The organism is Ornithinibacillus californiensis, from assembly GCF_001038485.1.
In the GTDB taxonomy this organism is placed as follows: domain Bacteria; phylum Bacillota; class Bacilli; order Bacillales; family Amphibacillaceae; genus Ornithinibacillus; species Ornithinibacillus californiensis.
The window spans coordinates 1-25,959 of sequence record NZ_LDUE01000045.1; the positions used below are offsets into that span (position 1 = coordinate 1).

At 35.4% G+C, this 25,959-nt stretch carries 12 protein-coding genes and 2 pseudogenes; 2 read left to right on the top strand and 12 right to left on the bottom strand.

The annotated features are described in order from the left end of the window. Together TE34_RS09950 and TE34_RS09955 are read right to left on the bottom strand one after the other, a co-directional pair. Positions 1–351, bottom strand: a pseudogene (locus TE34_RS09950) (IS4 family transposase); the annotation flags it as partial. Positions 352–532: 181 nt separating this feature from the next. Further along, positions 533–1,909 (bottom strand): S-layer homology domain-containing protein, encoded by a 1,377-nt coding sequence (locus TE34_RS09955; protein ID WP_236687146.1) that lies wholly within the window; start codon positions 1,907–1,909, stop codon positions 533–535. A 161-nt stretch (positions 1,910–2,070) separates the two neighbouring features. On the opposite strand from TE34_RS09955, the gene TE34_RS09960 reads away from it, so the two are divergent. After that, entirely contained in the window at positions 2,071–4,122 is a 2,052-nt protein-coding gene (locus TE34_RS09960) for an S-layer homology domain-containing protein (protein ID WP_053075046.1), read from the top strand. A gap of 155 nt (positions 4,123–4,277) precedes the next feature. Here the strand turns inward: TE34_RS09960 and TE34_RS20250 are convergent, their stop codons facing one another. Beyond that, positions 4,278–6,095 carry a phosphodiester glycosidase family protein gene (locus tag TE34_RS20250; RefSeq protein WP_053075047.1) on the bottom strand — a complete coding sequence of 606 codons (1,818 nt, stop codon included), beginning with the start codon at positions 6,093–6,095 and terminating at the stop codon, positions 4,278–4,280. Positions 6,096–6,812: 717 nt separating this feature from the next. On the opposite strand from TE34_RS20250, the gene TE34_RS09970 reads away from it, so the two are divergent. Beyond that, positions 6,813–7,817, top strand: coding sequence for a YecA family protein (locus tag TE34_RS09970; protein ID WP_047984676.1), 1,005 nt, complete (start codon positions 6,813–6,815; stop codon positions 7,815–7,817). A gap of 107 nt (positions 7,818–7,924) precedes the next feature. On the opposite strand, the gene TE34_RS09975 is transcribed toward TE34_RS09970, so the two are convergent. The 9 genes and pseudogenes from TE34_RS09975 to TE34_RS21040 form a co-directional block, all read right to left on the bottom strand. After that, positions 7,925–10,243 (bottom strand): S-layer homology domain-containing protein, encoded by a 2,319-nt coding sequence (locus TE34_RS09975; protein WP_047984677.1) that lies wholly within the window; start codon positions 10,241–10,243, stop codon positions 7,925–7,927. Between the two features lie 367 nt (positions 10,244–10,610). Further along, positions 10,611–12,131 (bottom strand): glucosyltransferase domain-containing protein, encoded by a 1,521-nt coding sequence (locus TE34_RS09980; protein WP_047984678.1) that lies wholly within the window; start codon positions 12,129–12,131, stop codon positions 10,611–10,613. 1 nt (position 12,132) lies between these two features. Continuing rightward, positions 12,133–13,059, bottom strand: coding sequence for a glycosyltransferase family 2 protein (locus tag TE34_RS09985; protein ID WP_047984679.1), 927 nt, complete (start codon positions 13,057–13,059; stop codon positions 12,133–12,135). Beyond that, positions 13,049–13,450, bottom strand: coding sequence for a GtrA family protein (locus tag TE34_RS09990; RefSeq protein ID WP_047984680.1), 402 nt, complete (start codon positions 13,448–13,450; stop codon positions 13,049–13,051). Before TE34_RS09990 ends, TE34_RS09985 begins: the two co-directional genes overlap by 11 nt. Before the next feature lie 367 nt (positions 13,451–13,817). Beyond that, positions 13,818–14,591: a hypothetical protein gene (locus tag TE34_RS09995; protein ID WP_047984681.1), complete on the bottom strand. Its 774-nt coding sequence runs from the start codon at positions 14,589–14,591 to the stop codon at positions 13,818–13,820. Positions 14,592–14,835: 244 nt separating this feature from the next. Continuing rightward, a pseudogene (locus TE34_RS21730) lies at positions 14,836–15,057 on the bottom strand (Imm26 family immunity protein); the annotation flags it as partial. Between the two features lie 557 nt (positions 15,058–15,614). After that, complete coding sequence (locus tag TE34_RS10005) at positions 15,615–16,145, bottom strand: SMI1/KNR4 family protein (protein WP_047984683.1); 531 nt, start codon at positions 16,143–16,145, stop codon at positions 15,615–15,617. Between the two features lie 523 nt (positions 16,146–16,668). Beyond that, on the bottom strand, positions 16,669–16,998 hold the full coding sequence (locus tag TE34_RS10010) for a DUF2019 domain-containing protein (RefSeq protein ID WP_047984684.1): 330 nt from the start codon (positions 16,996–16,998) through the stop codon (positions 16,669–16,671). Between the two features lie 19 nt (positions 16,999–17,017). Beyond that, positions 17,018–25,765: an RHS repeat-associated core domain-containing protein gene (locus TE34_RS21040; protein ID WP_047984685.1), complete on the bottom strand. Its 8,748-nt coding sequence runs from the start codon at positions 25,763–25,765 to the stop codon at positions 17,018–17,020. Between the last annotated feature and the right edge of the window lie 194 nt (positions 25,766–25,959).

Consider the following 25,959-nt stretch of genomic DNA (forward strand, 5'->3'; position numbering starts at 1 on the left):
CCGAAACCCCATGAAGGTATTGTAGGAATTTCTTTTGTAGTACCAGTCCACAATAGTATCTAATAAAAATATAAAAGCCTCTGGTTTAACCTTCTTCCTCGCCTCACAAAAGGCCTGTTTACTTACTGTTACCTCCTTTTTATTAAGAATTTTAAAGAAGTCATCCAGTTCAATCTGAATGCTCTTCTTTACAAAATTAAGCATAAATAACAATGTGCTTGTAAAACTCAACTTGTTTTGCCCTTCACGGGTAAAATAGGTTGGTTTGGATCGTGATTCACACTTAAAAATATAGTCATGAATGACGTTCCGAGTTACCTCAATAGCCTCTAAAAACATACTTTTCCCCATAAAAAATCACCACTTCATCGTTGATATACCTAAAAAATCGGTATTCAAATCGATTATTGTGGTGATTTTAAAAAGTCAAGTGCTTTTTGGCATATTTTGGTTATTTTTTGTCTTTTTTAATTCATTTACATATTTTGTCATCTTAGCTTGATGACATTGGGACTGTCCCCCCTTTTTAAGCTTAAAAGTCTACTAATGTTCGATAAATAAATATAGCGAATTGAGACCGTGTAATCGCATTGCCAGGGTTAAACGGGTCTGCGACGGTTACATTGTTAAAATAAATAGTGTTTACTGCATCGGGATTCCAGATTTTTGCATGGTCCTTGAAGATATGCATTTCTGTTGGTTTATCATAATAATCAGCGAATGCTCCCGTCATAACTTGAGCCATTTGGGCACGTGTGAAATGCTCACTTGGACGAAGCTTTCCGCCGCCACCTAACAAACCATTGTACTCTGCTTCAGCTAATTGTTCATAGTATGGGTGACTATCAGTAATATCATCTGCTTTTACCTTATAATCTGCTGGTTTAGTCAATTCTAGAATATTATCTAAGATAACGGCTACATGCTCCCGTTTTAATGGATTACCAGAACCAAAACTACCATCTGGATATCCTTTCACATAACCATTCATTACTGCAAATGCTAATGCTGCAGCACGCTGGTCATCCATAGGATCTGTAAATAGAAGATCCTCACTGCCTTTTAGTAAATAAGCAGAGGCAAGAGTCCCATTTGCTTTAACACCTTTTACTTCATAATAGACAAAATCATTATTAAAATTATCTGTCTCAACAGGTTCTGCTGTAATTGTTAATGGTGTATATGGCCACAATTTGCTAATAACGTCTGATCCATTACGTAGATTTACAGATCCATCTCTACCATCTACATATACAATGTCACCTTTAGAATACATTTGCTGAGATAATGTGGTTTTACTTGTTACATAGTTTATACCTGGTGGAAAAAACATGACTTCATTATTATCCTCGTAACGGAGGTCAAACTCAGGAAAAACAAACTCACCTGTAATAAATGATGAATTCGCGATTCGCTTATAAATTTTTTCCTGATACGTATTACCTGGATTCTCTTTCGGATCATTCGATTTAGAAAGTCCATTATAAGCCATAATAGCAAAGTACCAATCTTCTAATACAGCCTTATCATGGTTATTAATCTTTGGTAAGTATCCAAGGTTCCACTTCTCCAATAAAACTAGAGCACCAATCTCGATGTTATATTCGATATCCATTTTCAAACGGTCCATGTCAACAGGTATGTCGATCTTGTCTGGTGTAATCTGCATAATTCCGATTCCGCCATCTGAGGATATATTCGGGGTCCCGTCGTCATTAAATTGTTTATATTTAGATTCCTCTACGGCTATGGCTTTTAAAATCTCTGGTGGTATACCATGTTCTCTAGCTGTCTCTGAAATTAGCGTTTTGATTTCAGGTAAAGATAGATTAGTTGATTCTGACTCTGCAGAAACATTCAACACACCTATTACAAAAAAAATAAGCGTAAATAGAATAATTTTGTTCATGTATTTCACTTTATTCCTCCTCCCTATTACTCTACTTCATTATAAGGTAAAAATAGTATTCGTTAAACAGGTAAAATGAAGTATTTTAGAATAACAATACTTATTTAAACACACACTACCCTATATGTACTTTTATAAGCAAGTCAAAATTGGAGGTACTCATGAATATTATCAATTATCGGTTACAAGAAACTGATGACGGATATGAGGTTTACATATACTTGGATCCAGGCTTAGAGGAATTTTCTCAAGAGTTGGGAACCAAGCCTGAAGAACAAGAGAGAAATATTAAAAAAATGGTAGAGCAGTTTGTAAAAAAGCAATTAAAAGGGGCTAAAGTAACGACTGTTAAAGTCTTGGTTGGAACAACACTATTAACTTCCATAGTTTTTCCTACTGGCCAAGCTGATGCTCATGACGCCGATTTTAATATGTCTTACCTATATTTTGGAAACACTCAACAACAACTAAATGCAGTAGCACAAACTAATGGTAACCTAGATGTGATTTCACCATCATATTTTAATCTAAACGATGATGGAAGCTTGTATTTGACACCAATGCTTGATCCAACATTTATTGACGAGATGCATAAACAAGGTATTAAGGTTGTCCCATTTGTAAGTAATCACTGGGATAGGGCAGAAGGTCGAGCAGCATTGCAAAACCGGGAAGAATTGTCTGATCAGATAGCAGAAGCCATCATACAATATAACCTAGACGGGGTAAATATCGATATTGAAAATGTAACGGAGATTGACAGAGACAATTATACAGACTTTGTCCGATTATTACGGGAGAAAATCCCAAAGGATAAGGAAATTTCTGTTGCAATTGCAGCCAATCCAAATCAGTGGTCAAAGGGTTGGCATGGTTCCTACGATAATAAAGAACTAGCAAAATATGCAGATTATTTAATGGTAATGGCTTATGATGAACATTATCAAGGAGGGGAACCAGGTCCTGTAGCTAGTATTGGCTGGGTTGAAAAATCAATCCAAACATTGATTAATGTAGAAGGAGTTGCACCTGAGAAAATTGTACTTGGGCTTCCATTTTTTGGTCGGTACTGGAATCATGCTGAATCAACCGGTGGTAGGGGTGCCTCAATGCATCAGGTTGAAACATTAGTTGCCAAATACAATGGTACGATTACCTTTGACCAAGCTTCTCTCTCACCCAAAGCAACATTTACCATAACATCAGGTGATCCAATAACTAAGATTTCTGGAAGAACTCTTCTACCTGGCACTTACGAGGTTTGGTTTGAAAACAATGAATCTATTCACGCTAAAATGGATTTAGTTCATAAATATGGATTAAAAGGAACTGGAAGCTGGAGTCTTGGACAGGAAGACCCTGATATTTGGGATGATTTTTCCACTTGGCAGGTACACCATGCAGCACATGACTTTATAATGATTAATAATGATAACTTCCCATTTACGGACGCTAGAAACCATTGGACGAGAAATGAGATCCTATACACCTATCAAAAAGGATGGTTTCAAGGTAATGAAAGAAGTCAGTTTAATCCTAACGATGGACTAACTCGAGCACAAGCAGCGGCTCTATTTGTAAAGGTATTCAATCTGAATCCTTTGGAACCAATTGGTAATTCCTCCTTCACTGATGTAAAAGATAGTCATTGGGCAAAAGAACCAATAGAGATCGCTGTACAACATGGTGTCTTTAAGGGGAAGGAAGACGGGACATTTGATCCAAATGAGGTTCTTACCCGACAACAAATGGCAGCAATATTTGATAATACATTGAAAGATATTTATGATACAACCAAAATGAATGAACCAGTATCCTTTAAGGATGTATCGAAAAGCAGTTCATTCCACAATGCAATCGTGAATGTAAGACAACAAGGAATTATTATGGGGTCTGGAGAAAACTTTAGACCAGGAGATGAAGTAACAAGAGCTCAAATGGCAGTAATTCTAACAAATGCTGCAGATTATGTTGCTAAGAAAAATGGTGAAACTCTATTCCCAAGAACATTACGTTTGAAGGATGAGGGGGCGGATGTTACACTGTTACAGATTTACTTGAATCGAGCAGGTATATCTAACGCTTATGCAACTGGTATTTTTAATTCAAAAACTGAAATACTCGTTCAACAATTCCAAAGCGATAATCAACTAACAGTTGATGGAATGGCAGGACCAAATACAATCAATAAGCTGAAAGAAAAGTTACCTTAGGAAATAGAAGAGGGGCAGTACTTAAGGCTTTAATAGCTAAAAACTTAAGACTGTCCCTCTCCAATTTTAAATATCAACCTCAATTAAATGATACTCATTTATTATTCTTTAGTCACTATTACTCTAGATATTACCCGTTGAAGCTCCACTATGGACTACTTTAAGCCATTCTTATATTCAACTGACAAATACAAGAAAGTAGCAAATTGGCCACGAGTAACAATCTCTTTCGGACGAAAATTCTCTAATTGATTGGTGATGCCTAAATCTGCGAGAATCTGAACATTTGCTTTGTGTGATTCTCCCACATTATCCAACTTAATATCTTTCTGACTACCATTCGTTTCCAACCCAAAAGCATTCACCAATGTAGACGCCATTTGTTCGCGGGTTAAGTTTTGATTTGGTAGGAATTGACCATTACTTCCCTTGAAAACGCCAGCTTGTGCTACAGCAGCCATATACTCTGCGTATAGGTCATCTGCTGTAACATCCTCAAAGTAATCCTCAACTACTTTTTTATCAGGTACACTTAAGCCTAATGCTCTAACAAACATTATTGCTGCATGTGGGCGAGTTAACTGGTTACCAACACCAAATGTCCCATCTGCATATCCTTTAATCCCTCTTTCACTCAACCAACGAACACCGTCATAGTGTGTTTTTCCTGGACTCATATCTTTATAGTAAAGCCCATTTTCCTTCGTTACAGCATAAAAGATATTCGGCACGCCTCGTTGTCTACCATCTGACGGAGAGTTGGCAACTTCAACTTGAGTCCCACCAGGAAGACGAACAGCCATCGTAGTAGATCCTCCACCATCAATATTTAAAGCACGATCTACACCTAATTCAGCTAGATAGTTTGCAAACTGGGATAAGTTCATCCCTTTGCTGTAACCAGTTTGGCGGCCATCAACCGTGATAAAGTAATACTTCTCACCCGTTTTATCAATAGCAATTGCTGACCGTGGTGCAATCTCACGGGCACGCCTATTGCTAGTATCCATCGTAAGATTCACTTTTCCATCTTTCACAAGCATTGGTCCACCTGCAACCATGAACTCTGTGTTCTTCCATTTGCTATCAATATCCATTGAAATCGTAACAGAATCTCCTAGGTTAATAGTTTTAAATTTTTTCCCATGGAAAGACAGAACAAAACCATTCTCTGGAATAGCAATTTTTCGATTGTCTCCGTAATCGCGAAAATCAATTATCTCCCCGGTATACGTATCACCAAACTCAAAATCAGGTGCAGAAGAAAGTGAAACCACTACCTCTTGACCATACTCATTTGTTTCGGTGTAATCACTATAAAAGTCTGTAGTATATAAAATTGTTTCTCCTTCTGAGCGGGGTTTGTTCACACTTGTAATCGCATATGTATCTCCCACACCAATAGAGTAATTCAACTTCATGTTGTAATAATCAATGATTCCCTTTCCAGAGTTATCTACTCCAAATGCAATCGGATTATTAATATATCCACCAATTTCGCCACCAAAAATAAGTCTATTATTCTCGGAAATTAAACTCATTGGAAATCTTGGTTTTGTATCCAAATGGGCAAATGACCCATTAATCGCACCAACCACATAATTTCCTTCCATATGGTAGTTTAATGCTTGGGTAGTTGTAGCTTGTAAAGTAGTTATGTTATCAGGTCTTCCAAAATGAACAGAGAGGTCTGGATTATTTGTATTAATTTCTAATACACGAATAGCATTATGCTCTGTCAGAATATCATTTTGTTTTTCCTCTTCTCCCACTGGGCTCTCATTAATTGTTTCTTTCTTTATGCGAATATCCTTATACTCTACTCCCTTAGCTACCGTAAACTCATCTACACTAACCGTTTGAATTACTTTTACTTCAGCCGCTTCTGCCACATATGAAAAACAGCTAGAAGCAATCAACAACACTACAACTAAACCGATAAAACCGACGCGACTCTTGTTGTAAAACTTCACTTATTTCTCCCCTTTTTTAAAACTTAATTATATCTATCTATTATACTATGACCCTCTTAAAAATGATGTAGATATAAAGTAGGAAATGTCGTTTCTTGATGAAAAATAAAAAAAGATAGACCTTATTAGCCTATCGATTTCCTATAAAATCTCTAATTTGGGTAAAACTAGCACGAGGAACTAGATTAATCATCATACTGAACTGACTGAAAACTTCTAGTTGCGAGTATTTGGGATGGATTTACTTTTCTAATTCTACTAGTCAAGCAGGATCAATCTCTGAACTGAGCTGAGCCTCAATAAACTATTTAAACGTATATCTATGAAATATTCTAGGCAATACCAATTTATAACAAGTCTCTTGGTATCACCGATAAACTAAATTTATTTCTCCATTATAGTACAACCTAAGAAAATCCAGATAACCTTTTATAAAATGTATATGTCTGCATATTTCTACCCAATGTCTGACATCCTATTAATATCTAACAAATTTTGCCGATAAAAATATAAGCGAATTATTACACATTTTGACGATAATTAGCCTAAAACACGCTAGAATACTTGTATTTTACCATATTATGGTTTATATTTTTTATATTATAAATTTTTAATGGTTGCTATTGGGAAAATAACATTTTTATCCGTAACTTGAACTATTGTTATTTTTCCTTCATAATGATTTAACAATCAAATTTTTACGAGGTGCTTACATTTATGAGCAAATTAAAAAGAAATGAGCCTTGTCCATGTGGTAGTGGCAAAAAGTATAAAAAATGTTGCGGTTCCTCTAACATTGATGAAGTAAACCCTGGCGTTATTAATACTGATTTAAACCGCTTGCACCAAGATTTCATTTCTTTTGCAATTAACAAATATGAACATCAAATTAATGAACGGTTAAAACATTATGTAACTCCTGCTCTTCAGGCTCAAAAAGACACATTGGATGTGTATCATTCTGGCCTAACAACATGGGTTATATTTAATGATCGATTTCTAGAAGGAAACAGAACTATCTTTGATTTATATTTAAATAATCATTTAGAAATAGACAGACCTGTTACTAAAAATGTATTTACTAGTTGGGGTTATACACCACCCTCTGTTTATGAGGTTATTTCAGTTGATAAAGAGCGAGAGAACTTTGCAACATTAGAAGAAATTGTAACGAAAGAGTTTGTTTATGTTCCATCCAATCTGGGAGATGAATTCTTAGAGGGAAGTCTTATTGTTAGTACACTACTTCCAATGGTTGATTATCATACTTTTGCTTATGCAATGGTTAAATTATATCGCCATAACAAAGAAAAAATTATCGATTTACTCCAAGAACAATTAAACAAGCATGGTAGTCTGGATAAGAACTTCCCAGATTTCCTAGCAGATGCATTACTGATTGGATCAGATGCACATCAATGGGAAAACTCTACCTATGAGAAAGTTGCACAATTATATACTGAGCATCTTGTGGAGAAAGATGTTCCTGACAATATTATATTTGCTGGAATTGACTTATGGATTCGCTATTGCTTGCAAGAAAAACCAAATGTCAAAAAGATTGAGACATATGCGGCAGCAATAGAGTACTATGTACAACGAACCTTGTTGAATAACTCTTCGATAACACAAGGACAAATTGCTAAGGAATACGGAACATCGGCAGGCACCGTATCGACAAACTACCGTAAGCTAACAGCAGTATTCGACAACAACATATAATACTTAGGGGACAGTCCCTCAACGCTTTAAAGTGATAAAGTGTTGAGGGACTGTCCCCTAAAAAAAACCTATAGCCATTAATTTGGCTACAGGTTTTTTTGTGTTTATTAGTTCTGTGGTATGTTAATAGATACAGCTGTTGTATCTACAGTACCTTGAGCATTTGATAATGTGAAGATGATATTACCTTTGTCTCCAGCTTTTGTTTGGTAATCAGTATTAGCAGTTACCCCACTAATTGTACTATCAGCAACCCACGCAAGTGAACCAACGCTAATATCTCCTGCAGATTTTGTATAGCCTTTTTCCCCATCTTTATCAACATAAAGAACTAAAGAATCAAAGTATACCTTTTCACCAGTTGAAACTGTTACACCACTTACTTGATTCGTATCTTCATTAATAGACAATACTGTAGCAGCGTTTACTGTTTCATCAGCTTTTGTAATAGCTGATACTGATTTAAAGCTAACGTCGTTGATTACAGGAGTTGAATTTTTAACCGAAACTGTTTTCGTTACCAATTCAGTTGCTCCATAGCTGATTGTAACTTTCACTTCTCCAGCTTTTTGACCAGCTGCTACAGTGATTTTGTTATCTACTACAGTTACATTTGCTTCAATATTATTTTCAACTTGTACAGTATACTGATCAGCAGTTTGTGCTTTTTGTTCGATTAATTCTTCACCAATGTAATAACCAGCAGCATTATATTTGTTTAATGCAAATGTTACTGTTGAGTCCTTTTCTGCATCAGCACTAGAACCGATTGTATAGTAATCAATTGCTAGGTCAGCAGATTCTCCACCTACCACTTCAAGTAAGCGTGTTGCAACTTTAACATCATTAGAGATATCTACAGAAACAGTCGCTAATGTATTACCATCAGTTTCTTTGTCAGAAATAACTAGGTTACCTTTACCAGCATAATCACCAGCAACAACAGTGAATGATGCTTGGCCATCAGCTACGTTTAATGTTGTATTTTCAAGATCTACTAAGTTAACATCCGTGTTTTCCACTTTTACAGTTGGAAGTTTAACATAAACATCACCAGTGTATACTTCGCCAAATTGGTCTGTAACTTTTAAAGTTAATGCTTTTTCATTATCAGTTGTTAATTTAACAGAACCATCTATTGTTACGTTAGATGCAACACGCTTTTCATCAGCAGATACTGTTAATGTAAAACTTTTAGTCACATCTCCAGCTTTAATAGTGATTGTAGTTGTACCAGCTTTTAGTGTTGTAACAACTCCATCTGCACTTACGTAAGCAACGGAAGGATTAGAAGATTCCACTGAGTACCCATCTGTTGCAATTGCTTGTTCTTTATTTCCAGCTTTAGTTGTACCTTCAACTGCAGAAATATTTAAAGTTTCCCCTACTAAAACAGTTTTACTATTTTTCAGCTCTAGCTCTCCAGCTTTTAATACATAGCTGTCAATTGAGGTATATTGAGAATCCAAATCTTCCACTTTTACTTGTTGTAGTGCTGACTCGGCAACTACCTTACCTTCTTTATCACTAACTACAACTTTATAGCTGAACGTGTTACCAACAGTAAGGTTAGATACTAGTTTACCAGTATTAGAAGTAATAGCGGTAGTTGGTTGCCCACTTGCATCTTTAGCAGCAAAGATATCACTTGTTGCTTGGAATTCTACCTTATAACCAGCTCTTTCAACCGCTGCAAGATCAGCAGCTTTAGAATCACCATTAATCGCAAAAGCTAAAGTTTCTTCAGCACTATCGTCTACAAGTGTAGTTATTGCACTTACACTATTAACCTCAATTGGTGAAACAGCCAAATTAGCCTTATACAAGAAAGTTGCAAATTGGCCACGAGTAACAGCTTCACCAGGACGGAAATCATCTAATTGGTTCGTAATTCCTAGGTTTGCTAGAATTTGAACATTTGCTTTATGAGTTTCAGCAACATTATCAAGGTTGATTTTTACTTCTTTTTCAACTTTGATTGTATCAAGATCAAAAGCATTAACTAGAGTTGATGCCATTTGTTGACGGGAAAGTGGTTCGTTTGGTAAGTATTTTCGGTTACTACCTTTGAACACGCCAGCCTCAGCAACAGCAGCTATGTAATCGGCATATAAATCATCAGCAGAAACATCTGTAAAATATGAACCTACTTCTGACGCATTTGGGCGTTCTAATCCTAAAGCATTAACAAACATAATTGCAGCATGTGGACGAGTTAGTTCTTTACTAACACCGAAAGATCCATCTGCATATCCTTTAATTCCTTTTTCTGCAAGGAATTGAATGCCTTCATAATGTGAATCACCAGATTTTACATCTGTAAAATTAATATCTGCTGCAAGTACAGATGGTGCAACAGCAGCTACAACAGTAGTCGCAGCCATAGCGGATGCAGCGAATTTTTTATATGACTTATGATTTGCCATGAAATTATGTCCTCCTAAGGTGTATCTTATGATATATGGCTTAAGACTTATTCTAAAGCCTAGATTCATATTAACATAGATTTTATTATAAATCTTATGTGAAAAACATGTATTTTAGTTAGGTTTTACCAATTGAGGCAATAATCTCTTGGAGTAACAAAAAAGCCGCAATACCATAAATATACTGTCATTCTACCTATCTAGATTATGTATTACTTCTCCATACCATCTCCTGTATTGATTCCTGCCTAAACAGTTCAGAGCTGATGTAAGTTATAAGGCTGTTGTACGAAGTTTAACTAACATAAATAGCTCTCAGATACTACTGAGAGCTAATTTATAACTATACATTGAGTAACAGTTTCTCCTAATCACTCAATTTGATAATAGCTACTTCTCCTATAATTTGAATAGATTCCTTGGATGGCCATGGGACCATTTCTTGAACTAAATCACTCGCTTTTAAGGAATCTAACTCTTCTCTATTTACTAAACCTATCTTAGTTCCTAGTTGATTCTCTAGCATAGCTGAAAAATGGTAAGGCTGAACAAGAAATACTTCGCCCATCGCACCAGTCATTTTGGGAATGCTTTGGGTTACCCTATCGGTACTTATATTCGTATGAACTGGCTTTCTACCAATTATCGCAAGCTTGGTAACTTTTTCATAACCTTCTGTTTCTTCTACTCGATCAAGAATTCGATTAGCCAAAGAATATGATTTTTCATATTTGAGAGTCATATTAAAATAGGCGATATTACTAATGATAGCAAAATTAAATATAACTAAGGCTAGAGTTATCACTGCCCCCCAGGAAAATAACTTTCCTAAGGCGTTTGGTTTATCTAGTCTCTCATAAAATATTATTGGAACAAGGTATATAGAGACTAAAGCCATAACCATTAACATATGATAGCTAACTCCAGGGGATACAAAGTAAAGAATATATGAAAATACCGGTAACAATACTAGACTAGTTACTAATAAGGTGGTTTTAAGAATTGATAATTTATGTTGAATAAATAGAACTATGATTCCTATTACAATTAAAATTAGAAGGAAGATATTCAAAACTTCAAATAAATTCACAGGGAAATCTGATACGAAGCCTCTTAAGAAAAAATCGTTAACTGTCTCTTTAATAGTTCTGAGATTATCTTTAATCCCGCCTAGTTGTCCACCTATTTGATTTAGCCCCTGATAGCTGGTTATTTCTCCATGCTGTTGGTATATCTTAAATGTAATAGCATATAAAACCATGCCAATAACACCCATTATAACCAATCGACTAAGTTCAAATATCAAAGGTTTGTATTTCCTATGAACAAGTAACTCATTAATGAACCATAAGGTGATGATAGTCAATAATACTGATAGGTTTGCTTGATATATTCCCACACTAATGTATAGGATTAATCCTCCGGCTAAAAATCCAAACTTATATTTTTGGGTAACAAATATTGCTAAAAAAGCTAACAAGATACCTGCCATATATGCATCTGCTGTAAACATGTAGGAGAAAGTTGATGCAACAGTAGGAAATGTGACAATTAGACCCGAACTTAATATAATTGCTGAGGTTTGTTTTAATCGGAATAGCTCCACATATAGTACAGATGTTATAGATAAATATAGAATTGAAAATACACCGATTATCCAAGGCAAATCAAAAAATGATGTAATTCCACTACTTTGACTTAAAAAGAAACGACCCGAAGAGTACTTTTGTTGTTCACTATAAATATTAATTAACCCATCATGATTAGGTAACATGTTGGTAAATACATACATATGCGTTAAAAAACCAATAATAACTGTACTGTAAAAAGCTATTTTCCATTCCTTTTTGATGGCCAATCTAATCCACTTAAATACATCTTCTGGCATACTATTGCTCCTTAAAACTTTTTTCCTTAATCAGATAGGGTGGTCTTTGCTTTGTTTCATAATAAATGCGACCTATGTACTCTCCGATGATTCCTAAGAATAAGAGTTGTATCCCTCCTAGAAAAATAATAGTAGAAATAGTAGTTAAATACCCTGGCGCTACTACACCATTTAATAAATAGTTAATCAACAGCCAAACTATGTAGCAAAACCCAAATAAGGTAATCAATAAACCGCTATGGATAGCTATTCTTAAAGGCTTGTTATTAAAAGATAATATCCCATCTATTGCATAGTTTAAAAGATTTTTAAATGACCATTTACTAGAACCATTAACTCGAATATAATTATCAAACTCAATTATTTTCTCTTCAAAACCAATCCATGAAAATAAACCTTTTGAAAACCGATTACGCTCATTTGTTTCTAAATAAGCATTTAATGCCCGGCGGCTGATTAAACGGAAATCTCCAATGCCATCTGTAAAAGTTACATCTACTAGTTTATTAGCAAACTTATAAAAAATATTTGTAAGTAACCTACGAGCTATCTTTTCCTTCTTACGATTTCTCTTTGCAATTACTTGATCATATCCTTCTTCAAAGTATTTCCACATGGTTGGAATTACAGAAGGGGGATGCTGTAAATCGGCATCCATCAAAATAACTGCATCTCCAGTAGCATATTGAAAACCAGCAAGTATTGCAGCTTCCTTTCCAAAATTCCTGCTAAAAGAAATATACTTCACATCATTATATTGATTTGCTAATTTCTTAAGAATAGACAGAGTCCCATCCAGACTACCATCATCTATAAAGACTATTTCAGTAACAATTGGAAGATTCTTAATGTATTTTTGAGTTTCCGAATAAAATGAAGTTAAATTTTCTTGTTCATTATAGCAAGGCACTATAATGCTAAGTTTCATTTTTATCCCTCTTCTTAGACTTTAAAATTTTCCCCGATAAAATAAATGTAAAAGGTATTGCGAATCCTGAAGCTAATAGAGCTCCTAATTTAGGATCAACTCTAAAATACTCAGTCAATATATAAAGAGCACTAGTTGAAGCTAATATATTTACTAGGTATGTTAATGGAAATCTTAAAAATTTCCTCCAGCTAGGTTTAGTGTTGTAAGTAAAATAGGTATTTAGAAAGAAGGACCCTATCATACTTAGTAAAAAAGCTACCCAATGACTTATGATATAGTGTAACTGAAATAGTTCACTGAATAATAAATACCAAATATAATAGTGACCCGTATTAAAAAAGCCAACTAAAATAAACTTTATCATTTCATTTTTTATATATATCTTCATATGTATAATCTTCTTCACAACTAATATTTATTTTTTCTATCCTTTAGGATAAGTGGTACGGTTTATTCCTTTTCACTGCCCTAAGTGATAGTAAAAGCTTACCCCATTCATTATGGTCCTTGAAAAATGATGTTATACATTCATTATTTAGTTTTTATATTTTCACATTATTATAGACTATGCTCTTTTCCCTATAAATGTCGGTGCTAGTGAATAGTATTTCTAAAACTAAATATTATTGAAAATAATGCGAAACTGTAGTAAGTGAGGTTATAATATTTAAATTATTGAGCTAAACGGGAACCGCATACTCTACCAAAACGACAAATTGGCGACTATCAAAGATAGTCGCCATTAGTGATAAAACTTAAGTTACAACCCTCATAAATCTATGAAATTTATCACAAATATCATACCCATATACATTCGGCTTCCCCCAGAAATTCGTTACTATTTTCAATGGAGGAAACTCATGTATAGGTGTACCGTTTACATTAGCAACAACTGCCATTCCATTCCCGAACCTGCTCTTGGAATAGTCCCAATTACCGCCATGGTTTTCTATCACATACTCACCAAGCGCAGCACTTGCTTGAAGGATAAAGTCCCAATCTGGATTACTATTCTTGTTTATCCTTTCAAGCGTCTTCTCTTTTATTAGTGACACGTATTTAGAATAGTCTCCTGAAAAGCTAATTTCTTCATGAAAATCATTGGTTAAACTACTAGCATTACTTATGACTTCCTCATTTAGGCTAGAAGGAGGAACTAAATCAGGCTTTTCTGCCGCTTCTAGATACGGTAACCCAAATTCTAAAAGCAATCTTTTTATATCTTCCATAATTACTTCTAAACTTTCTTCCCGGTATTCCCACATGTATTTATCTTCTGTACTATTCTTCTCGAATACTAGTAAATTAACTGGATTAACAGTAGGTATTCCATCAATTTCTAAGAGAACTTTAAGGGAGTTTTTTGTAATATCGCTTTTCTCAAAAGCAATAATCTTTTCATAAACATCTTTTTTTGAAAATTCCCAGCGAAAAGATGCTATTTTACCTGTGTATTGATATCCTTGTTTTTCTAAAAGGGGGATAAAGTTATTCTTAATATTATTTCCTAAGCTCATTCCTTTAAGCACTTTCTCACATCCTTCAGTTGCCAGTAAGAGATTGGGAGCTTACTAGCCACATACATGATTTTTTCCAACCAATGCCTTTTCACAACTTTAAATAATAGTTTACTATTTTTCAAAAATACTATTGGCTGCAGCATATTACCATCAAAAGGTAAATTATTCTAATAAATTTTCCAAATCAAGATCTTCCGAAAAATAATTAAACATTTCGGAAACCGGTTTAAACCTAAAATTTGTAAACTTATTATTATAAACAAATATCCAGTTTATTTACAGAAATAGTGCCTATAGTTTCAATATATCCTTTTAACCACCCTTGATTGTTAATAATTTGAGGTGCAATAAGAAATTCATGTGATAATAAATTATCTGGTATTGCTTTTTGGCTAGAAAGATAATTAAAGATGAATATCAAATGTCCTTTGTTCATAATTGGGGCATTAAGTGTCATTTTGGCATTAATAACTACCCCAAAATAAAAACATCATCTTTTGGCTGAATAATGAATACGTCACCCTCTTTATCAAAAGGGAGTTCCTATTCATTCACTAAGTCACTTCTATTAACAGAAAAGGTGATAAATAGAATGAAAGTAGAGATAACTATTGCATAAAATACTACTGCCTTTTTGATAGGATCACCCCTTAAATGTTATGGGACGTTGGAGAACAGCTTTTTAAAAATCGTTCATAACTACACCTTGCCTTAATTGAAGATTCCAAATTCTAGCTCCATTATAACTTATATCAAAGTTACTTAAAGTATTTTTTACATCTATTTATTCGCTTCTACAACATTAGGAACTTGTGTAAACTTTCTTACTAGAATTTCTAATACACACGACTGCAATCATTATGGAAATGGCATGGCTTTTCTAACAGTATAATAAAATATGGAATTGACTGAATTTAAACTGAATTTAAAGGATATCTATTCGCTAATAAATAGAATGCGAGAGAACGATCCACCCATAAAGAGAACCTTGAAAGGCATTTAGCCAATCAAGGTTCTTACTAGATATTTCAATTAATTTAAATCATTTTTTAATTCTTTTAAGAAATCAGGATCAATCCAAACTTCTTCTACTTTGTAATCATCCAAATCATCTTCATGGTGATATGGTTTCATTAGACCTAAGAACTCTTCAAAATTTACCGCAACTTCTATTAGAGAGTTAGTAGACAAAAGATTTTCATTCATAAGTTCCGTATCATGGTCCCACAAACTTATTAACCCATTATCAATGTTTAAACAAACTATATTACCTCCCTCTACTCTGCATATAGGAATATTTCCACTTGGTATCCGTTCTTTATAAATTATATATTGTGATTTCAAATCATTTATATTCATCTTATTGACTCCAAAGAAATCTGTTACAGAGAATGACTTTATTTCTTTATTTTGAAGTAAAACAATATTTGATTCAGGAATTCCACCATTGTTTTTTTCTAGGAATTTTATATATTCCTTTGGCAAATTAACCCCTAGCTCTTTTTGAAAGTTGTTGAACTCTCTCTCATTAAACTTTACATTACTTGGTTTTATATTAATCATTATTACACCTCTTATAGATAACTTTTATCAAGGTCTACTTTAAACTGCCATAAATAATTCCACTAAAGCTATGATTATTTAATTCCTCATTTAGGTATAAACTCATCTCTTTTGAAGTAGGAACTACCTTACTAACTATAAATTGATAATCATAACTTTTGTAGATTAAATTGGCGACTATCATTGTGATAGTCGCCAATGTTGATAGAACTTATGTCACAATCCTTATGAATCTATGATATCTATCACTAATATCATACCCATATACATTCGGCTTCCCCCAGAAATTAGTTACTATTTTCAATGGAGGAAACTCGCAGAATTACCGAGAATTCTATAAATTATCATACCATTTATAGCCTATTGTACACTAAAGCTATTTGGTCTTATATACTTGCATATATACAAACGAGTAATTCTTGTTGGACAACAAATTGCAAAAGAAACCTTGAAAGGCATATAACCCTTCAAGGTTTTCAATGTATTACTGTTTCCACTTTTTTCTTAGTTTTGAGTAATCATTCTAGAATTTCAGATTACCCGCTCTCCATTGTCTGAGAGTCATTTTAGCTGAGAAAGGTAAAATCCCTTTTTTCTCACATAATTTTTCCAGAGTCTTTTCTGCTTTTTCAAAGTTAAGTGTCAATAGTTTTGTTGCTGCTTCAAATTGAACACCTTCATTCTCACTATCCAATAGTCCATCAAGTTCGTGAAGTTTACCTTCATTTCGAAGTTCTATAGCAATAGCGAGTAGCTCATCATAACAATTATTTGCTTTGGTGCTATCATCATTGTTGAGGTATTTCCATCTTTTCATTGCAATTTCACCAAAATTAACCACTCTTCCATCCATTCTAGTAGTTCCTCCTTTATTAAAATTCTTTAAATATCCATCCCTTATTCGTTGCAGTCACAGTACCAAATTGTTCAAGAAGCTCTTTTCCGTATTTAAATTGATCCTCAAATGATTGAGTCCCAAGCCAATCACGAACAGTTAAACCCTCAGTAAAGTCAAATTTTGATGAATAGTGAGCTGAGATTTTTGAGTGAATTGAACCACTTCCATGTGGTATTGAAATAACGTTATTTACATTATTTACTTGATTTGCTGGGAAATTAGCTCTCTTTCCAACTTGAGACTGTTCTACAATATGATGCCATGCTTTTCCTTCTCCTGGACTTCCTAAATAGTTTTTCAATTTAGGGAAATTGTCAAACCCCTTATTTGGGATTATATTAGGTATATATTTAAACTTACTAATTACACCCTCAATTAATTGTTTATCCCTAGGGGTAAGGTTATCTAACTTCCCAATTATGCCTTTACCAGAACCAATCTTACCAAATCTTAGAATATCATCAACATTATTCAAGCCAATTCTACTTGTTGGATTGATAACTTCTATCCAGATAGATGATAACACTTTTGTAGCATCCTCTGGACTTCCATAGGTAAGTACATTGAGCTTTTCATCGATTGTCATATCTTCTAAGTCTTTAAAATATTTATCTGCTGAGACCTGTCTATCCAATGTATCTCTAACATTAGTTAATACTTTACGGTCAGAAGAACTGATATCATTGGCATAATCAGTATATCCTGCGTAATAGTGAACTTCAAATGCTAAGAATTCATCAAGTTTATCTAGTAGTATTCTCTGGGTGCTGATATGTTGTTTGGATATTCTTGTTTCACCAGTCATCTCTTCCAACGTTACCGGAATAAATGCTGAATAACTATCTACAGCATTTTTACCTGTAAGCTCTGGTTCTGGGAGTTCACCATACAGGTCTTTTAATATTCCTTGCTTCATAGCAAATGTTTCAAAAGCGGAAATAATATCTGTGTAGTACCCCCAATAGGTTTCTGAGTAGAACTCCACTCCTGAATTTTTAATCATGAGTGCTCCATCATCCATTTTACCTTGGAAATAGTTATACAACCAGGTACTCTTTCTTAGTTGCTTATAATATTTATAAGTTTCTTTGTTATCACTAGAGACCTCGCTATATAAGAAGATCATTGGTTCTAACTCATAATCATCAGAAGCCTGAAGATACCACGCTTCAAAGTTAAAATTCAATTCATCTTGACGATTGCTATACTCATAATGGCTGTCATTTCCAACCCAATCTGGGAGACTGGAATTACCTATTCCTGAACCTCCACCATTACCAATATGCTCCGCCACATTCCCCGTCGGATCCCACATATTAATCGGATTATTTAACACATAAGAATAACGGTTCAATGTTAATGGATTCATCATATCGCCGCGATACGTATCTTGTGTTAGGAAACGTCCTACCGTTGGATCATACCAGCGAGCATTCATATCAACAAGTCCAGCTTTATCATCATAGCGTTGACTTGTATAACTAAAGTGGTTATATGGTGCTGTTATACCTGTTTGGATTCCACCGAACACATCATAACGATAGTTCTCAATGATATCTCCATGGCGATCGGTTACGGCACTTACCGTATTCAAGCCATCATATTGGTAGTATAACATGCCACCTGTAGTCTTCAGATCTGGATCATGGGATGGATTGCTTAGTCCATGATTTCCAAACATCTTACGAGAAACAAGCTGGTTGTTGGCACCCATATAGTACTCTGCATAAGGTGATCCTGATACACTGTACTCCTTATGGATGTTATTTGAAAAACCTTGATATAGGTAAGCTGTTTCTGTTACATCCATCTTACCTTTCAGTTCTTCATTTTCACCCCACTTTTTGTAGAGTCCGAACTTATTACCCTTACCAGGATTGTTTAATGGTCCATTTCCATTGTTTTGGCCTTTGCCCTTTCCATTACCTGGATTGGAATCACTTGGCGAACAATCTGCGAACTGTTGACCATTACCATTTCCTTTGCCTTTTCCATTAGAAACATTTTCTTCTTTTTTCTGCTGACCTTTATTGTCTTCTTTATTTTTGCCGTATGCGTTACCGTTGTTGCCTTTATTACCTTTGTTGCCTTTTTCTTGTCCATCGTAATCCTTCCAAGACATCTCCTCACGATAAACTTTTCTTCCTAGTCCATCATAAGAATAGCTAGCATAGCTACCATCTTCAAATTCAATGTTAGAAAGACGGTTTTGACCATCATAGTTGTAATAAGCAGTTCCTTCATCTGTTGTTCTCGAAATGACATTACCATTTTCATCATAAACATATGATAAGTCACCAGCTTGTAGGAGCTGATTAATCGCATTATATTGATAAAGGGTTGTACCTTCATCAGTTGTCATACTTAGACGGTTACCAACTGCATCATAGGTATAGCCTACTTTGTTATAAGGATCTACTAGGTAATCTGGTTGTTCGTTTATCGGCTTAATAATTTCAAGTTGCTCGATTACTTCTTCTGGCGTTAAGTCACTGGTTATACGACCTGGAGGACAGGCTTTATTATTTCCTTGGCCATTCCCATTCCCTTTTCCATTACCGTTGTTATTACCTTTGCCGTTATTGCCATTTCCAGCTTCATTAGGTTTTCCTTTGCCATTGTTGCCTTGATTTCCGTTATTACCGGCTGGATTATCGTTTTCATTCTCACTTCCGGATTCATTACCATTGTTGTTATTATTGCCTTTACCTTGGCCATTGGAATCGCTATTACCCTTTCCGCTGTTTCCTTGGCTATCATCAACAACTGGTTCATCCTGACCACTGTCAACCTCTGTATCCGCTGTTTCATCTTGGTTCTGGTTATTTCCATTACCTTTGTTGCCATTATTAGAACTATTTCCGTTAGAACCGGAAGTTGCCTCTTCTTCAGCTACAATTTCTTCGCTTGCATCTGTGTTTCCATTGTTTCCTTGGCCTTTTCCAGTATTACCGCTTCCATTGTTCTCGCTGTTGGCTGCATTCATATCAATGGTATACAATTCAACATTGGATGCTTCAACAGTCAGGTCTTCTTCTTTGCTTTCCTCATTCGGTTCCTTATCTGAATCTGCGTTACCTTCCGTACGACCTTCCTGTGGTGTATCTGGTTCATTCTTCAAATCTAAAATCTTTTCCTTAGGATAGGTCACTTCTGTTAATCGGTTTAAGTCATCATAGGTGTAATTAGATACCGCACCATCTTCCTCGATTTGCTTCACTCGGTTACCAGCTTTATCATACTGATACGTAAAGGATGAAAGAATATCGTTGTTTCCGTAATTAGTGATATTAAGTAAATTTCCATCTTCATCAAAAGAACGTGTAATACTGTTTCCGTTTGCTAAGCTGCGTTCTACTTCCCGGCCAAGTGCATCATAAGAGAATGTTGAAATGTTTTCATCTGGATCTTGGACACCTGTCAGTAGGTTTCGTTCATCATACGTATAACTTGTTGTCCTATCTTCGCTATTGGTTTGTTCGAGAAGATTTCCAGCTGGATCATATACGTAATTAATTGCCTTCTCAAGTCCAACGTTATACTGGCTAATTAATTGACCTACTCCGTCATAGCTGTATTGATCGGTTGAAAAAGGAGATGTCATCGACTTTATTTGTCCAAGAGAATCATATCCATATTCATAGGTCTCACCATTCGAGTTAATTGACGTTGTTAAACCAATCGCATTGTAACTATAATCAACGGTCATCCCATTTGGTTGGTTAACCTGCGTCATATGACCAGCAGCATTATATTGATAGGTTGTTTGATAACCTAATGCATTCGTTTCACTGGTTAACTGACCTAATAAGTTATAGCCAAATGAGGTAGAATTCCCATTAGCATCGTGAATCGTGCTGACTAACCCTTGCGCATTATAGTCATAAGTCGTTAGGCCACCGAGAGCATCTTTCACTTGCTTTAGGCGACTTAATGGATCGTATTGGTACGAAGTTTCGCTACCAAGTGGATCTGTAATCTCAGTCACATTATTCATCTCGTCATAATCGTATGAGTATACAGATCCTTTTGGTGTTTCAACCTCTGTAACTCTATTAAGCTTGTCATACGTATAAGAAGTAGATTCACCTAAAGCATTGATTACTTCCGTTACATTACCAAGATTGTCATACTTCCATTCTGTGCTGTAACCAGCTGGGTCGGTTTCTTTAACGATTCGACCAACATCATCGTACGTGTAGCTCGTTTTATTATGATTTGGATTCGTTTCACTTAATAGATTTCCTTCCGCATCATATTCATAGCTGTACGTATGGCCTAATGGATTCTTAACGGTTGTTAAATAGCCAAGCTCATTATAGTCATACTCCCAAGTAAACCCTTCTGCATCCGTCATTTTGGTCATTTGATTTAATGCATTATAATCATAGGCTGTCTTATGTCCGAGGGCATTAATTTCCTCAATTATATTCCCCACAGAATCATACGTATATTGCGTACGTGCCTGTAGTGGATTAATCTCAGCTATCGTCCGTCCTAATGCATCATATTGATAAGACCAGGCTGCTCCCTCTGGATCTACATAGTTTACTAGATTACTAGTTGCATCGTATTGATAGGATTCTGTCCCACCAGATGGATACACTACATTTGATAGTCTGTTAAGCTCATCATACGTATATTCTGTTTGTTCGTTTAATGGATTTGTTTCTAGTAATAAATTACCTGATAAATCATATTGATACTCATAGACTTCGCCACGCTTATCAATGTATTTCTCTATATTTCCTACCTCATCATAGTTGTACTCTACTTTCTGATTTAATGCATCGATAACTTTCGTCACATTACCTAATGCATCATACTCATAAGAAGTAGAATACCCCTTTGGATTCACAACCTCGATTAATTGGTCTAGGGCATTATACTGGTATACTGTCTCCTCACCCTCAGCATTTACTTCCTTCACACGGTTTTCTTTATCTAAATACTCATAGGAAGTAGTTTGATCCAATCGATTTGTCGTAGATAGAAGTCTACCTAGCTCATCGTACTGATAGGTTGTCTCGTTCTTCAATGGATCAATTTGTTTCACTAGCTGGTTAAGGGCGTTATATTGGTAGGATGACTCTTGCTTCATTGGGTCTACCATTGACGTAACACGACCTAAGGCATCATAGTCATAGCTAGTCTCTTGACCTTCTGCGGTAACCTCTCGGACTAATTGGCCTAATGTATTATACTCATAGACTGTTTCTCCTAAAAGAGGATCGATAATCTTGGTAGCTTGTCCGAGTTTATTATATTCATAGACTGTTTGATGTCCAAGCGCATCCTCATAGGTTAATAGTTCACCTGCAGCATTATACGTTAGTTCTTCTTTATTCCCTAAAGCATCAGTAACTGATGTTAGCTGACCTAACTCATTATACTCGTAGCTAGTTTTACTACCTCTAGGGTCAATTTCACCGATGACTCGACCTAGTTCATCAAAAATGGACTCCCACACTGCGCCATTTGGAGCAATCACTTTCTCAACACCACCAAGTGGATGATACTCATAGCGCCATTTATTCTTCATGGGATCTATGGAAGTAACGAGTCGACCTAAGTCATCATACTCAAACGTCGTGACATTCCCTAGTTCATCTTCCATGGATAAAACGTTTCCTAGCTTATCATAGGATAGTGTTTGAGTACCATGTAAATCAGTGATTGTCTCTATATTTCCAGCATCATCATACGTATAGGTAGTTTTTTGACCTAGTGGATTAATACTTTCTTCTAAACGGCCAAACTTATCATACGTATATTCGATTAATTCCCCATCAGCACGGACTTGCTTAACGATTTGATCTAGAGCATTATATTCAAACGTCTCTTCTTGTCCTAATGGATCAATTCTTTTCTCCAGACGACCCGCCTTATCATATTCTAAGATAGTTTCGTTTCCCTCTGGATCTACAATTGAAATCGGCTGATTTCGTTCATTATAGTTGTACGTAACTTTTGCGCCATTAGGCTGCGTGTAAATCGTTTTTCGTTCCTTATTGTTATATGACCATTGGTGAATACGACCTATTGCATCCTTTTGTTCTACTAAGCGATCTAGTTTATCATACTTAAATGTTACCGTATTTCCTTTTGGATCCTTCATTTCCGTTAGGCGTCCCGCTTTGTCATACCCATATTCAATGGTTTCCTCTAACGGATTGGTTACCGTTTCAACCCAAGAATTTGCATTATAGGTATATCGGTAGATTCCACCTGCTGGATCTGTTTGTGTTTCAACACGACCAAAATCATCATAATCATAACCCATCTGCTGTTCTAATGGATTTTGAATAAGAGCGAGCTGCTCATTGACATATGAAAAGACTTGGTTCGTTCCATTTCGTTGCTCCTTATCCGTTAAACGTTTTAAGGAGTCATAAGAAAATACCTCTTTTGTTCCATCATTGTATACTTTCTCTTTGATTAAACCTAACTGATTATAGTTATACGTGATTGATTGTCCAGTTGGTAACTTCTCCGTTTTTAGACGACCATGATTGTCATACGTATATGAAGTGACACGTTTATACGGATCCGTTATGGACTTCACACGATTATATTTATCATAGGTGTAATCGGTTTTTCTACCTAATGGGTCTTCTATATAATCGAGTAATCCTTTAGGTGTGTATTCATAATCCAACTTCCCATTAGCATCCGTGATAGCCTCAATTCCATAGGGCCCATATTCATATTTTGTTTTCCCATTCGTATTACTAGTTTGAACGGTTCTCCCTAAGTCATCTACAGATAGAGTGGTCTTTTCCCCAAGGGGATTAATAAGACCTACATTCTGACCTGCTTTATTATATTCGTACGTATACACTCTTTCTAGTGCATCCGTGTACGTTTCCAATTGACCAAGTTCGTCATAGCTATATAAGAATTTACTATCAAGTGGATCGATAATCGTTTCTAGTCTACCTGCATTATCATATTGATATTGGTAGACTTGCTCTCCCTTGGTCTTTTTCAATAAACGGCCCGTTTCGTCATTTTGAAAAACTTCTTTTGTTTGGCCAGGGTATTGGATAGCAGTTACATGACCAAGTGCATTTAAGTCATAATCGGTAACCTCATCGAGAGCATTGATAACCTTGTCAATGTTTCCAAAGGCATCATATTGAAAATCTAGCTCTTCCTTATTTTCATCAATTACCTTCGTCATTTGACCACGTGAATTATAGCGGAATTCAGCAGTTACCCCGTTATCAGTCTTGGAAATAACATTCCCTTTACTATCATATTGAAAGGTCTGTTTACGGCCATCAGAGTACACAATACTAGTTGGAAGCTCCCATTTATCGTGGTATTGATAATCCACCACTAAGCCATTCGGGTAAGTTTCCTTCATCTTTTTCCCATCTTTGTATTGATAGGACGTTTTTCCAGCTGTGGAAGTGTGCGACAAAAGATTTCCTTCGTCGTCATACTGGAACGTTACGCTATGATTGAGTGGGTCTACTTGCTTGGTTATTTTCCCATCCTTAATTTCATAATGCCATTTCTTTTTAAGGGCATTAGTTTTTATGATTTCAGTAACTTCATTGTCACCATTTACTTCATAAATATAGGAAAATACCGTTTCTTGCTTGTTGTTTTTAATCGTGTCTACACGATCATTGCTGTCATAGTCATAATATGTGGTTTCTTCGCCATTACTAATAGATGTAATACGATTGCTACTATCATACGTATAAGAAATGGTTCGCCCGTCTGGCTTAGTAACCGTAGTTAAACGATCCTGATTGTCATAACTATATGTAGTGGCTTGTCCTAGTGGATCGATAACTTTAGAAATGAGATCTCCATCCCAGGCAATTCGTATATGTCGATTGCTAGTATCATAGATATCAGTCAGTTTACCGTTAGCATTATAATCGTATGTAGTCTTGTTCCCAAAACGGTCTTGACGCTCAATCATCTTACCAGCCTTCGCATCTTGCTCTTCCCGCCAAGGCGCAAAATATCCATGATACGTAATTTTAGTACCTAAAGGTGTCGTTACTACATAATCATAATTTCCTGTCTTAGTATAATCATCATCACTGATTCGTTCTAATCGGTCTTGATTGACAGCTGGTTCATAGTGACCTTCATGTAGTTCATAGTTGGTCATGTCATCGCCATCATAACGAATCACGAATCCATCTGGATCATCCTTTATAAACTCATAGTTTAGGACTGTCCCATCGGCACGGTATTCGGCAATTGCAAACTCAGCAAACATTTGCAAATTAGAATGTAGATTATAATCCCATCCTTTACCAAATACACCTGTTTCTGTGTTATCACTCGAGTAACTACGCTTTAGTTGAAAATCGTTGCCTATCCCTGGTAGGAACATATCATTTTCTTCGATTGTTAAATATCCTGTTGTTGGGTTTATTAGATCATCTAATGTATCGATTGGGGACGATGGTCCATGCTGACTAGATACACTAGAGTCTACCTGGGAACCAGGAGCCATTTGCGTCAAATCTGTAGTTGGAAGACCTGGTTGTGTAGTCTGAGCTGGTTGTGGTAAGTACGGACTTTGCTGATTAAATTGAGGTAAATAATCTAAAATAGATGAAAAGTCCGTTGTGTTACTTCTACTCTCCGCTGCAAGAACTTGAAGTGGAGAAGCAAATAAAGAAAATATTAATGTAAAGATAAACAATACATTTAATGCTTTTATTGCAATTTTTCTCTTGCTCTTTGACATTTTATCCTCCTGTTTAGAGCTTTCAGTAATCCCTATTATTAGAAAAACTCGCATTCGCTCGTCCTTTAGCGAATGTGTTAGTTTTTCTTATGCAGGCAGGCTGGAAAGATTTTTATACTTTCCTATCTGCTAAAAAAAACAAAATCCTCCTTTATCACGAAAAAGACACCATGAAAAAGAGGATTATCTCTATA